Consider the following 14,142-nt stretch of genomic DNA (forward strand, 5'->3'; position numbering starts at 1 on the left):
GGTGACGTCGAGTCGCCAGCTCCTCATTCCTCATTGCGACGGTTTCAGAGCTTGTCCGTCAGATTTGGGCCCAAGCCGTCTTCATCGGCATCTGGCGCCGCGATGCCGAATTCGGTGGCGACCCCGAAGTAACTTGGCTCGCCGAGTTCTGGTGCGACACCGAGCACAGTATTGATTCCCTTCAACGCGCCCGCAAGCCGCGGCGCATTCCTAGCCTGCACTTCATGGTGAGGACGGCCAAAAAAGTCGAACGACCCCCAGATGTCATGGTGGACGGAGAGAGTGGCCGTCGGTCCATAGGAGCCAGTCGTCACGGACAGATCCACCAGTCGCGGCTCCTGGTGCGCCTTACCTTCAGTATCAAACCATGTTCCAGAACCAACAATCTGCAAACTATTGATCTTCGAGTCCGGGAAGGAGGCGGGCTGGCTTCCGAGCACCTTATCAGGCAAGGAAGGATCATCCAGTGGCGTGAAGACGAACACCCTACTCATGGTGCCGGTGAAGCCAGAGCCGCGTACATACCATTTGCAGTCCAGGCTGACCGGAGTAAACAGGTCGAACCGGTTTAGTACTTCAACCATCCTGGCAGCAATACGCAAGGCGGATTGAAGTCCTGGAGGAGTGACCTCTCCAAGGTCCCAGAACCATGATCCGCATTCCTTCGGGGCGCGCATTAGAGTTGACATTCTTTCCCCTTACGGATAGATGGAGCCGTCAGCCGGAATCTTAATCGCTCCATCGTCGAAGCGCAGGAGAAACGTCACTCCGGTTTCCTCCGCTAGCTCCTCCATGGCTCCAAAAACCCGAGGCTTCAAGGTCGATATCGAATGATGAACATCGAGGATGGCAACGCCTTGCCGCATAAGCTCATAGTCCAACTGGTTAGCTGAACTCTCTGCATTCTTTAGCACTTTCTTGGCGCTAGATACATTTTTGAGCTGGTACCCGTAATCGATCCCCCCGTCGGCGTTTCGGGTGTAGACATCCAGGTCCCACGGTGTCGTAGCGTCTCCGAACTCGAACCCAAGACGTGTAAACCCTCGACTCTGCAGCTCGGTCGCATGAGTAAGAGCCATGTAAGCGGCGGGAACCATGCTGCTGAGGGGGTCATTCCGGCTGGGCCCCTTCTTGCACATCTTTAGAATCCCATCGTAATTCTCCACCCCGCGAAGATGCCCGCGGTTGATGAGTTCAGCGACGCCTGCCCCGTAGGGGTCCTTGCTGAGGCTACGCACGATAAGTGCGCGATCTCCCTGATCCAGCTTTGCATGGCTGAGCTCTGCGAGAAGGTCGGCTTCCTGCTCCGGCCTTAGCGGCCCCGTGTGTGTCTGCGCGACCTCGTTGGGCACCCGGCCGTACCTGCTCGGATCGACGTCCGGCACAATGCCGGCCGCGTCGTTGTGTGCACCGGTTTCGAGGCCGTCGCCCGTATGGGCCGCGCCGTCGGCGCTGTCGCCCAGATCGTCGAGGCCGCCCGCGCCCGGGCTCTCTGGGTGGCCGGAGCCGGGTATGGCGTTGTCGGCTGTTGTGCCGCCCGGGATCGCATTGTCAGTCGTGGAGCCGCCAGACACGTCGCGGCCGCCGCCCGTGGACGGCGTCTCCGTGTGGCCGCCACCAGTCGTGGGGGCGTGGTCACCGGTGCGGCCTGGCCCGCCTGCCCTGTTGTCCACGTTGTTCGTGGGCATATGACTGCCCGCGCTGCCGCCCGGGGCACTGTGGTCGCCGACGCGGCCCGTGGGGGTGTTGTCGCCTGGCCCGGTGCCGCCGCGGCCTGCGTTGTCACTGGTGCGGACCGGATCGGATATGTCCGAGCCGACGCGTGTGATGTCGTCGCCGCGTCCGCCGACGCTGGCTAGGGCAGGCTGTTTCTGGGGGGCCGGTGTATCGATGCGTGGGTTGTCCGTTCCTGTGGCAGGTGGGGCGGGCTTCTCCTTGGTGGCGTCTTCGGCGCGCTGGAAGAGGCTGCCGTCCTTGTTGTAGAGGTCGCCTCCAGCATGCATGTACTTTCCGGTGAAGGGGTCCTTCAACGTGTTCGGCGGGAAGGTGACCGTGCCATCGGGCAGTTTGACATTGCCGTTGGGGAGCCTGGTTGCCCCTTCGGGAATAGGGGTGTCCTTGGGCAACTGGACGGTGCCGTCCGGCAGCTCGACGGAGCCCTCGGGCGGGCTGTAGGCACCGTCGGAGATCTTCGGGACCTCGGCGTGGCCGGTGTTCTTGAGGTGGGCTACCAGGTCGCCGATCTTCGACAGGCCCGCGCCTGCGCCCTTGAAGACGTACGTCATCGGGTCGATGGCATGGCCGACCTTGCCTGCGACGGACACGACCTTGGCCACTGTGCCGGCCTTGCCCGCGCCCGAGATGGCGGCACCGCCGCCACGGGTGACGATGGCGGTGAGGACATTGAAGGTGACGGCGCCGGCGGCCCGGGAGGGGTTCGATCCCCACTGGTCCCAGGCCACAAGCGCCTTGCCGGTCTCCTTCATGGCCGTACGCGACTCCCGCAGCCAGGAGGGAAGTTTGTCCTCCGGCGCCGCCCAGAACGCAGCACCCAGCCCCAAGGGGAGGGTGGTGATCGCTACGCCGGTGGCGAGCTGGGCCAGGCCCTTCCATGCCTGGCCGGCGGCGTCCGCGCCGTCGACGCCGATGAGGGTGCCCAGCCCCTTGATGGTGCCCCATACGCCGTCGACGATGACGCCCTTGCCGAAGTCGTAGGCGTGTTCCCACACCTGCCACCAGGGAACGGACTCCTCGACCGCGTCGCCCCAGGGCAGGCTCTTGGACTGCTTGAGGGCTTCGGCGTCGTAGCCGTACATGCCCTGCTTGTTGGAGCCGTCGTTGACCGTGAGGGCCTTGCCGCCCACGAGGGCGACGATCGTGGCGTGGCAGTCGCGTTCAGCTGCCTGGAACGCGGTCCACACCTCGGCGATCTTGTTGCGGCGACTCAGGTTCTCGTCGGTCAGGTCGCCGTCCTCGCGCCATTTGTCATCGCCGTCGACCTTGTCGCGGAACGCGGCGGCATCGGCTTTGAGCTGCTCAAGCTGCTTGACCAGCGGCCTGACCTCACGGGCGTAGGTCCCCAGAGCGCCGGCGATGGTGTGCGCGTCCCGGCTCAGGTCGTGCGCGGTGTCCGCGACCGGTTGGGTGACGCCGAACAGCTGCTCCGCCTCGGGCGCCTTGTAGAAGGCGGACAGTCCGCCGAAGGACTTGTGGACGTCCGACCCGGCGGTCTCCACTTTGGAGCCGCCGCTGGAGATGGCCTTGATCTTGGTTTCGAGAACGTCCAGATTGCCGGTGAAGACCGGCACCTCGGCCGGGTCGACCGGCGCGTTATTCATTTCTTCCCCCCGAAGTCCTTCAGCGCATCCACCTGCACGGCCGAGGCAGCGTTCTGGGCGTTCTTCGCCGCTTCCAGATCTCCCTGGACGTATTCATTGGTGGCTTTGGCCGCGCCCAGGACGGCGGCCTGGCAGCGATCGGCCATCGCCTTGAGGTTCTTCTTGCGCTGCGCCGCGTACTCGGCCAGCGCGGCGGCGACCGGGCCCGTCGACTGCTGCTTCGCCCACAACGGAGCCTGCTGCGGCGCTACCACCGGCCCCTGGGGACGCATCATCACGGCCTGCGAGCCCGGCACCGCCGTCCCCGCCGCCGAAGCAGCCTCCTGCATATCCGCCAGCAGCGCGGTCAGGGCCTTCCCCAGGTCCTCGGCGTGTGTGCCGACGACCTTCAACTGGCCCTGTACACCCTGCGGCTGAATGTCCCACGACGCCATGAACGCCCCCTGCATACCTCTCTGTCACACCGGCGCTACGACCTGTGCGGGCGCCGTCACCCCCGACAGCCCCATGGCGCACTGCGACCGGATTACTTCTCCTGCCGATGCGCCACGGCTGGTTCAGCCGATGTTGTCGACCGCGGACTTCGCGCGCGCCAGCGTCTGGTGCGCGGTCGCGTCGTTCTTCTCCAGCGTCGTCTTCAGCAGCTGGATGATGCTCCTGACCTCCTGCGAGGCGCGGTTCCAGCGCATTTCCTTGCCGTGGTACTCCTCCGCGACACCATCCGCCGCGAAGTCCGCCATCGCCGCCTTCACCTGCGCATCACGCGCCGCAATCACCTGCTCCAGACGGCCGATCACCGCCTGTACGTTGCCCTGCGCCTCCGCCGAGGCGCCCGTGTCGTACGAACGCCGGTCCATGCCAGCAGCCATCACAAACCACTCCCCGCTGAGATCTGAGTACTTCTGTCGCTTCTCGGGCGGTCAGCGGCCCGAGAAGCGGGCCGCGTCGAAGTTCGCCGCCGACATCTGCGACCGCGCGTTGTCCGCCTGCTCCTGGACGCCCGTGCTGAACGCCGACTCCATGCCCGACTGGCCTCCCACGATCGCCGCCAGGGCACTGTTCAGCGCCGCGGTGATCTCGTCCGCGCGTGACTTGAACGAGTCGAACGCCGCCTTGCCCGCACCGTTGAACTTGCCCTCCAGCGGCTGGGCGGCCTGGACGAGCTGGCGGATCAGCGTCCCCAGCTCCGTACTCGACCCCTGCGACTGCGTCCTCAGTGTCGAGAGCGTCTGCGCCCCCATGTCGAACTTCATCGGGCTCCCCCCGTCAGACTTGACGATCGTATGTACGGTCATGCCTATCAACCGAGGCGTGACCGGTGCAATTCACAAACCCGATCCTATGGCCAGGGTGTGACAATGGCTCAAAGCTGCCAGACGTCCGCCCCCTGTGCGTGCAGTCTGCCCTCTGAGTAGGTAAGCGCTGGCAGTGGTTGGTGCCCGAACGCCGGGGCGACCAGCGTGCCCACCGGCGGAGCCTCGGCGGCAGGGGTAGAAGCCGCAGGCTTCGGCCAGCTCGTTTGTACGCTCCATGGCACGGCCCCCTGTTGCTGCGGTGCGGTTGTGGCTTCGCTCGTGAGCTCAGCGCAAAAGCTGGGTCACGGTTCCGGAGCCGGCGGCACGACCGCGGTAGCGGAAAGGGAAGGAATGGCCTTCCTCGAGGGCGACGGGCTGTTCGAGCATGACCGTCACCGCACCCTGGTGAAGCGGATGCAGCACGTCGGTGCCACGGGGCAGCGTCACAGCGCCACACACCGCAGCAGCACGGATATAGAAGCAGAGACAGTCGCCGGTCCGTATCTCGGCGCCACCCTCCTCCTCCGAGAGTAGCGCGATGTCGGCTGCGAAGCCGGAGTATGCCTCGATTGATCGCGGTGCTGCGAGCACCACCCCCCGTTCAATCGCTCCCGCCGCTGCCCCCGGCAGGAGCAGTCCCACGTGCATGCCCGCGCTCGCCTCGTCGACGCGACGCCTGATCGGCTCGCCGACGCGAAGCCTGCCCGTCTCGATGTCAGTAACGTGAGTTACCGCGCAGCTGCCGAAGCCAACGATCTCCACGTCGTCGCCCCTGCGAACCCGCCCACGCTCGATCCGGCCCGTCGGCATCACCAGCCTGCCCTGATTGAGGTGGAAGACATCTTCGACACACATCAGGAACGGCTTCTCGACCGCGCTCACCAACGCTCCCCTGACAGCCCCACACACCGATAGCGAACAAAGATTCGACAGCGGACGGTAATTGCCTCACGATCACGGCATCGCTCCATGCTGGCCCCCATCCAGATGCTCTCACGCGCCCTTCAGATGCCGCATCAAGCGTTCGAAGTCCTGCCAGCCCGACAGGTCCGACGGGTCGCCCGGCAGTGGGTAGTACAGGGCAGGGCGGGTCTTCGACCCGAGGAGTACAGGCTGCTGTGGCAGCGGGGTGTTCCGGGCGCGGTCGCCGGGCATCTGGCGGACCTCCTCCGCGCCGAGCACGAAGGCGAGGGGGACGCCGGGGCCTTCGAAGCGGGGTGGCACTGCCAGGTCGCGGCGAGCTTTGCGGAGCTGGATGAGCATCGACTGCAGGTGGTGGCGGGTAGCGAGCAGCTCGGCGGCCTTGGGCAGGGCGTCCAGCGGCGGTTCCTCCTCGGTGCGGTAGCCGAAGGCCAGCGTGGTGTGCTCCTCCACGCCTGCCTTTGTTCGGCTGACGCGTACCGTGGCCAGGCCAGGCTGGTCCGGGCTGCCGACCACGACGAACCATGTCGGCTCGGGCGCCCTTTCGCGGGCAAGGTCGGTGATCTGGCGTGGGGACCAGGGCAGGTTGGCGGGTTCTGCGGTTCCCCATCCGGCTGGGGGCTGGCCGGTGAGTTCGCGCCAGATCGTCTCCAGCGCGCCGCCGAGGACCAGGCGGTCGTCTGCAGGGTGGACCGTGCGGAACGTGATGGCCAGCTGGCGTTCGCCGGTGGCCGTGACCTCCTGGTAGGCGGCGGCCACCGGGGTGTGCGGGTCGTTCTCGGTCGCCTCAGCCGCCGCTATGGGGGCGAACATGCCGTCCTGCCAGCGCAGGATGGCTCCGGTCAGTCCGTCGTAGTAGCCGTCCTGTTCGTCGCGTACGACCCAGCGGGAGGGCCAGTTGCTGAGGCTGTCGCGTACAGCCGGGGAGAGGGTGGTGCTGGGCGGGGTGACGATCTGCAGACCCAGCTCGGCGCCTGCGGCGGTCTGCAGCGCGTTGGACAGCCAGGCCGTCATGGCGACCACAGGGCGGTCCTGGATGACGACGGCGACCTTGTCGGTGAGGACGTCGACGGCGGGCTGCGCGGAGGCGGGCGCGGGCGCCACGTTCACCTCGTCGGTCTTGACGACGGCAACGGAGCGCGCGGCCTCCGGCGGCCAGGCGGAGCCGTCGGCCAGGGAGGCGAGCCGTGCGGCGAAGGTGCCAGCGAGGTGCTCGGCGTGTTCGACGCCGGTGGTGGCGCGGGCTTCGGTCCACCAGTACGGAACCGGTGGTGGGGTGGCTCCGAGTAGCCGCTCGGCCTCGCCGGCGACCTGCACGAGCAGTGGTGGCTCGACGGAGACCAGCGGTCGGCCCTCACTGTCGCACAGGCGCATGACGGCGCCTTCGCCTGTGGTGTCCACCAGATTGTCGGGGCCTCCGGAGAGCAGGCCCGCGAGCATGCCCCATGGGTCGGGCATGCGCTGGGTGAGGGCGATGACGTCCTTGGTCATGTGGTCATCCGGTCCTTCGTCATTCGTGGCATGGATGCGCTGATGAGACTCCTGGAAAGTGGCTGTGGCCGCAATTCCAATGTCGATGAAGCGGGTCCGTCGGCCTCTGGGATGCCGTCCCTCCGTTGTTGACTTGCGTGCCCAGGTGTCAGCAGGAGCCGGCGGCGTGCTGGGACACCCAGCCGCGGTAGGTACGTGTCGGGTGTCAGTGACCGCTTCGACCGTTGGGGGATAGTCGGGCGGGCGGCGGGCATATCGGCGTGGCTGTCGGGGAGGGGGCCAGCCATGGGGATGAGAGCATGGACAGCATGTCCGATATATCCGCGCTGTGGCAGCTCGCTGCCTCGGCTGAGACCGCGTGGCTGGCCGAGCTGTGCCAAGACGACGGCTACACGGGGTTCCTGCCGTCCGGCGTGCCGGACGCGGCCTGGGTGCTGCACGCGATGTACGAGCACGAGCGGGGCCCCGGAACGGTCTCGCACCACCAGACGTACCAGGCTGCGCTGGCCGACGGCACTATCGAGCCGATGGTCGTCGGCGGTATCGACGTCGATGCCACGCCGGGGCTGGTGGCCACGGGTGGCGGGCTCGGGTGGGCCGAGCACCCGGGGAGCGGCTGGCGGCGGCTGCGGTGGGCGGAGCTCGCCCGCCGGGTCGGTGAGCCGGTCGTGGCCGAGGGGCTGTTGCCCTCCTATCGCAGCGCGCCCGACGGCCGTGCGGCGGATGGCAGCTGGCCGGCGGGAATCGAGCCCCCGACGGAGGGAAGCCTGGACCGGGAGTCCTGGTACCGGCTGATCCAGATCCTGCAGGCATACAGCTCAGCCGGCCCGGACACCCGCTGTCTCGCCTACTACAACCCTTGGGTGATGGGGGCCCTGGACTTCGACAACCGGCACGTCCTCACGGGGCGGCTGGGCGATGCGGTGGCGCTGTACGGCCTGGACGATCCGGACTTCAGCCCGTCCAACCTGTGGCCGCAGGACCGCACATGGATCGTCGGCACCGACTACGACCTGTGGGGGGCCAAGGTCGTGGGCCCCACGGAGCTCATCGATGCCCTGGTTGACGATACGGAGATCGAGGCCGTACGGCTGCCGTGGGCCAGTTGACGCGGCAGTGTCTTGTGATAGTCAAGGCTTAACGTGGCGGGTTGCATCTCCTCGGTCTGCGGGCCGTGCAGGCGTCGGTGGTCGGGCTGTCAGCCCTGGTCCTGGGCGTATCGGGTGGCGTACCCACGCGCATCGATGTCGGGGTTACGCAGTACCGCCCAGAACAGGTCGTCCGGTATGGGCGGAAGCGATGGGCTGCCGAGATCCGCGAGCAGTTCGTCGCGCCAGGTGACGCTCAGGTGGCTGCGAGCGTTCGCGATCCCCGTCACCGCCCGGTGCGGCAACCCCCACACCACCTCCACCATCTTCTCCGCTGCCCATCTGCGGTAGCTGTCCCGCTGTTCCGTCGCCTCAGCGATCACCGCACGCAGCCGCAGGCCCAGCGGGCCGTTCTGGTCCACCGGGACGATCTCGCCCCGCTGCGTCGCCTCGAGGGCGGCGGTGACCTCGGTGTACTTGGCCAGCCCGGTCTCGATGGCCAGGCGGCGCATCTGCTTCAACGCCGCCTGGGCCACCCGCTGACGGGGCAGCGTGGCAACCAGCGCGCCCAGCTCATCCAGGCCGTGCAGGAAGCCGACCATCAGCGGTTCCGGCGGGGTCTGGGGCAGAGCCAGCGGCGGCAGCTCGGTCGCCGTTCCGGGGAGTGGGTCATCGGCGCTGCCCCAATCCGAGCTCGGAGGGTCCACCGTCTCCCATATCAGCCGGCCGTTGAACGTTACCGGGACGTCTCTTTGGAACGTGCGACCGCTCTCCAGACTGTCCGCTACATGTGCCAGATAGGCGCCCAGTGACTCGGCGTTGCCGAAGTCGGTCCCGGATTCGTCGAAGAACCGCCCGATCGCGCCGTACGCGTCACGCCCGGGTCGGCAGTCGATCGTCAGGCCATCAGAGGTGGCGTCGTAGGAACCGAACTGGACGTAGCCTTGGTGCCACCAGTAAAAGCCCTCGTCCCCGTCGGCGTCCTCCTCGTCCAGTTCAGCGGCGATGTCCCGCAGGAACTGGGTCGCCTCGATGATCTCCCGCACGCCGAGCAACCGGTCGTGCGTCGGGAACCGGAACGCCGCCTCCGCCGCTGCGTCCTGCACCCCGTTGTGTCGGCGCAGCGATGCCACCAGATCGGGCGGGAAGGTAACGTTCAGTTCCTTCTCCGCCGCCCGTATCTCCTCATCCGCTGCGGGTGGGCAGAGCGAGGCGAGGGTGTGTGGCGCATGTGTCCGCAGCCAACCGTCGATGCGGTCCCACGAGCTCTCTACGAGGTCAATTGTCATGAAACCGACCCTAGGCGGGGGCACTGACAGCGCGGCCACCCGCCGCCGCAGTCAACGTTCGGTGCCACGCACTCAAGTTTCTCTGGCGCAGGCAGGCAAACCAGAGTGCCTCCTGCCGTCCAACCCAGGCGCATGACAGCGAATCCAGCCGTCCCGCTATCTGCGACTGGCCGCGTTCACGAAGTGCTCGGGCAGGATTTCAGTGAGGCCGCTGGCCCTTTTACGGACTATGAACAGGCAGCCAGAATCGAGAGGACAGGGCGCGGGGCCGCACGTATCCTCCGAGCCGTGACACCGATATATGTGCTGGACGGCACGCAGATCAGAACGCTGGAAGACTTTTGGCGAGTCGTCGGCGAAGCGATCAACGGTCCGGGGGGCTACTTCGGTCGAAACCTCGATGCCTTCGCCGACTGCCTCAGCGGTGGCTTCGGAACGCCCGACGACGATGACTATGTGGTCGAGTGGCGTGACCACCAGGTGTCCCGCGAGCATCTTGGCTATCCGGAGACAGCAAGCCAGTTGGCGATCCGGTTGTCACGCTGTCACCCCACGAACCGCCCTTCGGTAGGCGCCGACCTTGCCGCAGCAAGAGAAGAGCGTGGAACCACTGTCTTCGATTGGCTGGTCGAGATCTTCGACGATCGCGCTCCTGGTGTCCTGCGACTCCGGTGACGGTTGCGAGGACGCCTTGTTCAGCACGCGGGGGAGGTGGATGTGGAAGTGCTCGACTTCGACGTCGCGGCCGCGTTCGCGAAGTGCTCTGGCAGGGTGTCAGTGAGGCCGCTGGGCTCCTTTCCGGCAGGGTGTGAAACCCAGCGGCTCATGGGCATCGTCCCTATTACGCTGCCGGGATGTCTGATCACGAGGGCTATCGCCGTCACTCCGCTCGCGTTCTGTTGTTCGATGAGATGGACCGTGTGCTGTTGCTGAAGTTCCATGTCGATCCGGATGTCCCCGGGAGCGGTCACGGCTGGTGCACGCCCGGCGGGGGTGTAGAGGACGGCGAGACCCTGGCTGAGGCAGCGGTCCGCGAACTGCGCGAGGAGACAGGGCTGTCGGTAGCCCCGGAGTCTCTCGGGCCGAAGGTTGCGGAGACTTCCGGGTATGCAGACCTCGGCTGGGCCAAAGGGACCTTCCAGGACGACTTCTTTCACCTTCGGATCACGGCTCACCAGGTGGACATCAGCGGCCAGGAAGCCCATGAGCGCAAGTACCATGCAGGACACCGCTGGTGGACGCTTAGTGAGCTGGTTACCAGCAGCGACACGATCTACCCGTGTGGCCTGGCCGGGCTGGCGTCCGACCTTGTCGCCGGATGTATCCCGCCCGATCCGGTTCGGTTGCCCTGGCACCACTGAGGGCACAGCCATGGAGCCGTCGGCTTCAGCACGCGGGGGAGGTGGACGCGGAGGTAGCTCGACTTCGACGTCGCCGCTGCGTTCGCGGAGTGCTCGGGCAAGGAGTTGTGTGAGTCCGCTGGCCCTGTGGCGACTGCCGGTGCATCCGATTGCGATGCGCCGGGGCCTGCCGGGAGGTCGGCGTAGTCCGCGAGGCTGTCGAGCAGTTCGCGGGCGCCGGGGATGTTGAGGACGATGTCCTGGACGCGAGGGCGGAAGCCGTCGAGGTCGAGGATGTCGCGGGCAGCGGCCGCGTCGCGCAGCCGGTCGCGGACGTCCTCGATCCGGTCGGCGGCGGGCGGTACGGGGAGCCGTCCGGGCCGGTGGGCAGGTGCAGGTAGCCGAACGAGATCAGGCTGATCGAGCGCACGAAGGTGTGTCCTTCTGCCTCCCTGCGGCGGTGACATGGGCTCGCACCTGGCCGCGCCCCGTTCAGCGCGTGCGCAGGCCGCGCCCGGCCACGGCAGCGAGTGCCCCGGTCAGCACGACGAGCGCGGCCGTCTGTGCCAGGACACCGGCGAGGAGCGCGTCGGGGGTGGGCACGTCGAGCCACTGGTACAGGACCGCCACGCGTATCGCCAGGATCAGCAGGCCCAGTGCCGCGAGGGCGACGGCTGCGCAGGCGGTGCCCTGGTCCGTGCGCGGGGCGCGCCACAGCAGCCAGCCCAGTGCGCCCACGAGGAAGCAGGTGGCCGGTGCCCACACCGAGTCGGCGGCTATCGGCGACAGCACGATGGAGGCTGCCATCACCACGCAGCAGGCCATGAAGAGCAGTCCCGGAGAGCCTCCGGGAAGCGAGGCCGGGGGCGCGTCACGGTGGTAGGCCGCGCAGAGCGCGAGCGCCGTCAGCCAGGCAAGGAGCGCCGAGGCGGCCGCGTACGCGGGGTCCGGCGGGACCGATTCGTCCACCAGCGGTGCCACCAACGGCCAGGCCGTGGGCAGGGCGGCCAGCAGCACGGCCGCCCGCGCGAGGCGCCGGCGGTCACGCAGGAGGGCGACGTATCCGGCCGTCCAGAGCAGGGGGAGCGTCCAGCCGGCGACGGAGATGATGCCGGTCGGCAGTCCGTGGCCCGTGAAGCCCGACGCGAACATCTCCCACCGCGCGGCATCGCCGGTCGACGCCCAGGTCAGTGCCAGGACGCGGTCGACGACCGCGGAGGCCGCCTGGAGCAGGACGGCGAAGAGCACGAAGAGCCGCGCCGCCGCGCCGAGCAGGGCATAGGGCCGGGGCGCGCCGGTGGCCGCCAGCCGGCTGCGCACCGCCAGAGCGGCGACGCTCGCCACCTCTCCCACGGTGGGCCTGCTCTGGTCCGCCGTCTCCTGGTCGATGTCCCACAGGTACGTCTCGACCATCTCGTCCTCCCGCGCCCGGCGGTAGTACGCGGGCAGCAGGCGCAGTACCGCGCGGTAGCGCGTCTCTAGCAGTGTCGTCATGCGAGACCTCCGGCGAGTCGGGGACCGGTGGCGGGCTTGGCGGGTTTGACGTCGGCCGGGGCGGGGGCGCGGCGGCCTGCGGTGATCCGTTTCCTGGCCGCGCTGGCACCGGCCGCCATCCGTTCCGCCTCGGCGGTGAGGGCCTGGACGCCCTCGTCGGTGAGGCGGTAGTACCGCCTGAGCCGTCCCTGCTGGACTTCCTCGCGGTCCAGGACGATCAGTCCGTCGGCGGTGAGCCGGTCCAGCACTCCGTAGAGGGTGCCGACGCGCAACTGCACCTCGCCGGAGGACAGCTCCTCGACCTCGCGCAAGATGCCATACCCGTGCCGCGGCTGGTCGGCCAGGGCGGTCAGGACGAAGAACGCCGCCTGTGTCATGCTCCTCGATGTCATGAAGCCATGTTATCTCGGCTGCCGATATATTCAGCTTTGGTGAGGCCGGGCCCTTCGCGGAACGCTTCGAACCTCCAGGTGACGTGGTCCCGGAAGTGTCCCGGGCGCGGTGCATGCCGGATGCCGTCTCAGCTGATCTGGTCCCGCTCCGCTGTGGCGAACCGATACCCCGCCTGAGTCGTCGGCCACGACTGGTAGTCCTGGTAGTCCCTGAAGGGTCGTCCTGGTTCGAGGCCAGGTTCTCGTGAACGGTGGAGGAGGCGCCCTTCACGCTTGCCGGCCAGTCCTCCGCGGCGGTCCGGGCAACGCCGATCTCGTCCGCCCGTCCGCCTTTCAGGTCGGCCGATCTGCCTGTTGAGTGAGGACCGGGTGAATTGCCATGCCCTGTCGGCCTGGATTCTGCTCATCTGGAAGGAATGACCGAAACGTGCCCCCGGTGTGAGGCATCGCCGACAGCGGATGCATCATCGCAGGTGGGAGAGGTGATGCGGATGAGTGGACAGGTAATGGCGGAGAGCCCGCTGGGGCAGGGCGTCCACGGGGCGTGCCCTCGGGACATCTGGACGGGCAGGGCCATCCTGGTGTCGGCGGCGGCCCTGGTGGCTGAAATGGCCATCGGGGGTGTGGTCCTGATTCTCATCGGCCTGTCGCAGGATCCCGGGACCGAGCTCAACGGCCTCGGTCTCGTCTTCATGATTCTCCTCCTGCCGGTGCTCGCCCTCGCCAGCGTGATTCTTGGCCTTCTCGCAACGCTCTTGCTGGTACTGCCCACTGTTTGGTTGGCGCGCTGGGCGGAGGATCGCTGGGGGTGGACGCAGAAGTGGGCATCGTGGGGCGTGTTGCTTGCGGCTTCGGTGGTGTCGGCGGCGCTGCTTGTCGTGGGCAGCGTGTTGTACGCGATGGCTTCGGGGGCAGTGGGCTCGCCGACGGCCCATGCCTGGTGGTGGCTGGCACTGACCGGGATCATCGTCCCGGGCGCGCTGCTCGCCCGGCTGGCGGCGTCCCGCACCGAGCCGCGGAGCGGCCTGAAGCTGGGCCTACAGGTGGTCGCATCGGGAGCTGCCAGTGCTGTGGGGCTTGCGCTGGTGGGCGGGCTGGCCTATGCGACTGGCCTGGTGAAGCTGTATGAGCCGCCCCACCTGAGCCTTACCGATGTGGTCGGCATCTGGCAGGACGGCCGCGGCGGCACACTCGAACTCGCTGCCGACGGGCGGGCGACTGCCCGCCGGCTGAGCGACACCGGCCATGGCCACTGCGAGGGAACGGGCAAGTGGAGCCTGGGGAACAGCGGGACGCACAGCCAAGATCTGCAACTTGCGGGCGCCTGTGGCACCACCTGGAGCATCGCCGGAACGCCGGAACGCCCCACCCTCTACTACTACGTCGGCGACCCGGACAGTGGGCAGCGCTACACCCTGCTGCGTGGCAGCGAACGCTAGGTCATCCGTGTTGGCTCTTGCTCGGCGCGATGGGGCAGTTGCCGTACCGCAGCCC

The 14,142-nt window shown here is 67.5% G+C and carries 15 protein-coding genes; 5 read left to right on the forward strand and 10 right to left on the reverse strand.

Annotated elements, in window-relative coordinates:
• Positions 1 to 44: 44 nt before the first annotated feature.
• The 7 genes from ACFY12_RS07610 to ACFY12_RS07640 all read right to left on the reverse strand — a co-directional run bounded on the left by ACFY12_RS07610 (position 45) and on the right by ACFY12_RS07640 (position 7,045).
• Positions 45 to 677, reverse strand: a complete 633-nt coding sequence (locus tag ACFY12_RS07610; protein WP_390714807.1) for a hypothetical protein — start codon at positions 675 to 677, stop codon at positions 45 to 47.
• A gap of 21 nt (positions 678 to 698) precedes the next feature.
• Complete coding sequence (locus ACFY12_RS07615) at positions 699 to 3,338, reverse strand: hypothetical protein (RefSeq protein ID WP_390714808.1); 2,640 nt, start codon at positions 3,336 to 3,338, stop codon at positions 699 to 701.
• Positions 3,335 to 3,772 (reverse strand): DUF6507 family protein, encoded by a 438-nt coding sequence (locus tag ACFY12_RS07620; RefSeq protein WP_390714809.1) that lies wholly within the window; start codon positions 3,770 to 3,772, stop codon positions 3,335 to 3,337. The genes ACFY12_RS07615 and ACFY12_RS07620 overlap by 4 nt, the downstream gene beginning before the upstream one ends.
• Positions 3,773 to 3,895: 123 nt before the next feature.
• A complete protein-coding gene (locus ACFY12_RS07625) occupies positions 3,896 to 4,207 on the reverse strand; it encodes a pore-forming ESAT-6 family protein (RefSeq protein ID WP_390714810.1) in 312 nt (103 codons plus the stop codon).
• 51 nt (positions 4,208 to 4,258) lie between these two features.
• A complete protein-coding gene (locus ACFY12_RS07630; RefSeq protein WP_390714811.1) occupies positions 4,259 to 4,591 on the reverse strand; it encodes a hypothetical protein in 333 nt (110 codons plus the stop codon).
• Positions 4,592 to 4,918: 327 nt separating this feature from the next.
• Positions 4,919 to 5,515: an EF-Tu/IF-2/RF-3 family GTPase gene (locus ACFY12_RS07635; protein WP_390714812.1), complete on the reverse strand. Its 597-nt coding sequence runs from the start codon at positions 5,513 to 5,515 to the stop codon at positions 4,919 to 4,921.
• A gap of 111 nt (positions 5,516 to 5,626) precedes the next feature.
• Complete coding sequence (locus ACFY12_RS07640; RefSeq protein ID WP_390714813.1) at positions 5,627 to 7,045, reverse strand: DUF6177 family protein; 1,419 nt, start codon at positions 7,043 to 7,045, stop codon at positions 5,627 to 5,629.
• A 308-nt stretch (positions 7,046 to 7,353) separates the two neighbouring features.
• On the opposite strand from ACFY12_RS07640, the gene ACFY12_RS07645 reads away from it, so the two are divergent.
• Entirely contained in the window at positions 7,354 to 8,154 is an 801-nt protein-coding gene (locus ACFY12_RS07645; RefSeq protein ID WP_390714814.1) for a hypothetical protein, read from the forward strand.
• 89 nt (positions 8,155 to 8,243) lie between these two features.
• Here ACFY12_RS07645 and ACFY12_RS07650 read toward each other — a convergent pair whose 3' ends face one another.
• Entirely contained in the window at positions 8,244 to 9,422 is a 1,179-nt protein-coding gene (locus tag ACFY12_RS07650) for an SMI1/KNR4 family protein (protein WP_390714815.1), read from the reverse strand.
• A gap of 288 nt (positions 9,423 to 9,710) precedes the next feature.
• On the opposite strand from ACFY12_RS07650, the gene ACFY12_RS07655 reads away from it, so the two are divergent.
• The 3 genes from ACFY12_RS07655 (at position 9,711) to ACFY12_RS07665 (ending at position 11,163) form a co-directional block, all read left to right on the forward strand.
• Complete coding sequence (locus ACFY12_RS07655) at positions 9,711 to 10,097, forward strand: barstar family protein (RefSeq protein ID WP_390714816.1); 387 nt, start codon at positions 9,711 to 9,713, stop codon at positions 10,095 to 10,097.
• A gap of 179 nt (positions 10,098 to 10,276) precedes the next feature.
• Positions 10,277 to 10,783: an NUDIX hydrolase gene (locus ACFY12_RS07660; RefSeq protein ID WP_390714817.1), complete on the forward strand. Its 507-nt coding sequence runs from the start codon at positions 10,277 to 10,279 to the stop codon at positions 10,781 to 10,783.
• 149 nt (positions 10,784 to 10,932) lie between these two features.
• Entirely contained in the window at positions 10,933 to 11,163 is a 231-nt protein-coding gene (locus tag ACFY12_RS07665) for a hypothetical protein (protein WP_390714818.1), read from the forward strand.
• A gap of 91 nt (positions 11,164 to 11,254) precedes the next feature.
• Here the strand turns inward: ACFY12_RS07665 and ACFY12_RS07670 are convergent, their stop codons facing one another.
• Positions 11,255 to 12,256: a hypothetical protein gene (locus ACFY12_RS07670; RefSeq protein ID WP_390714819.1), complete on the reverse strand. Its 1,002-nt coding sequence runs from the start codon at positions 12,254 to 12,256 to the stop codon at positions 11,255 to 11,257.
• The gene (locus ACFY12_RS07675) at positions 12,253 to 12,633 is read right to left on the reverse strand and encodes a PadR family transcriptional regulator (RefSeq protein ID WP_390715080.1); all 381 of its coding nucleotides are present in this window, start codon (positions 12,631 to 12,633) and stop codon (positions 12,253 to 12,255) included. Before ACFY12_RS07675 ends, ACFY12_RS07670 begins: the two co-directional genes overlap by 4 nt.
• A 506-nt stretch (positions 12,634 to 13,139) precedes the next feature.
• Here ACFY12_RS07675 and ACFY12_RS07680 point away from each other — a divergent pair.
• The gene (locus tag ACFY12_RS07680; RefSeq protein WP_390714820.1) at positions 13,140 to 14,087 is read left to right on the forward strand and encodes a hypothetical protein; all 948 of its coding nucleotides are present in this window, start codon (positions 13,140 to 13,142) and stop codon (positions 14,085 to 14,087) included.
• Positions 14,088 to 14,142: the final 55 nt, after the last annotated feature.

The sequence above is a fragment of the Streptomyces sp. NPDC001339 genome, assembly GCF_042895955.1.
In the GTDB taxonomy this organism is placed as follows: domain Bacteria; phylum Actinomycetota; class Actinomycetes; order Streptomycetales; family Streptomycetaceae; genus Streptomyces.

Excerpts from the sequence above, each read along its gene's own strand:
- ACFY12_RS07610 (WP_390714807.1), bottom strand. The coding sequence starts at position 677 with ATGCGCGCCCCGAAGGAATGCGGATCATGGTTCTGGGACCTTGGAGAG.
- ACFY12_RS07615 (WP_390714808.1), bottom strand. The coding sequence starts at position 3,338 with ATGAATAACGCGCCGGTCGACCCGGCCGAGGTGCCGGTCTTCACCGGC.
- ACFY12_RS07620 (WP_390714809.1), bottom strand. The coding sequence starts at position 3,772 with ATGGCGTCGTGGGACATTCAGCCGCAGGGTGTACAGGGCCAGTTGAAG.
- ACFY12_RS07625 (WP_390714810.1), bottom strand. The coding sequence starts at position 4,207 with ATGGCTGCTGGCATGGACCGGCGTTCGTACGACACGGGCGCCTCGGCG.
- ACFY12_RS07630 (WP_390714811.1), bottom strand. The coding sequence starts at position 4,591 with ATGAAGTTCGACATGGGGGCGCAGACGCTCTCGACACTGAGGACGCAG.
- ACFY12_RS07640 (WP_390714813.1), bottom strand. The coding sequence starts at position 7,045 with ATGACCAAGGACGTCATCGCCCTCACCCAGCGCATGCCCGACCCATGG.
- ACFY12_RS07645 (WP_390714814.1), top strand. The coding sequence starts at position 7,354 with ATGTCCGATATATCCGCGCTGTGGCAGCTCGCTGCCTCGGCTGAGACC.
- ACFY12_RS07650 (WP_390714815.1), bottom strand. The coding sequence starts at position 9,422 with ATGACAATTGACCTCGTAGAGAGCTCGTGGGACCGCATCGACGGTTGG.
- ACFY12_RS07660 (WP_390714817.1), top strand. The coding sequence starts at position 10,277 with ATGTCTGATCACGAGGGCTATCGCCGTCACTCCGCTCGCGTTCTGTTG.
- ACFY12_RS07670 (WP_390714819.1), bottom strand. The coding sequence starts at position 12,256 with ATGACGACACTGCTAGAGACGCGCTACCGCGCGGTACTGCGCCTGCTG.
- ACFY12_RS07675 (WP_390715080.1), bottom strand. The coding sequence starts at position 12,633 with ATGACACAGGCGGCGTTCTTCGTCCTGACCGCCCTGGCCGACCAGCCG.
- ACFY12_RS07680 (WP_390714820.1), top strand. The coding sequence starts at position 13,140 with ATGAGTGGACAGGTAATGGCGGAGAGCCCGCTGGGGCAGGGCGTCCAC.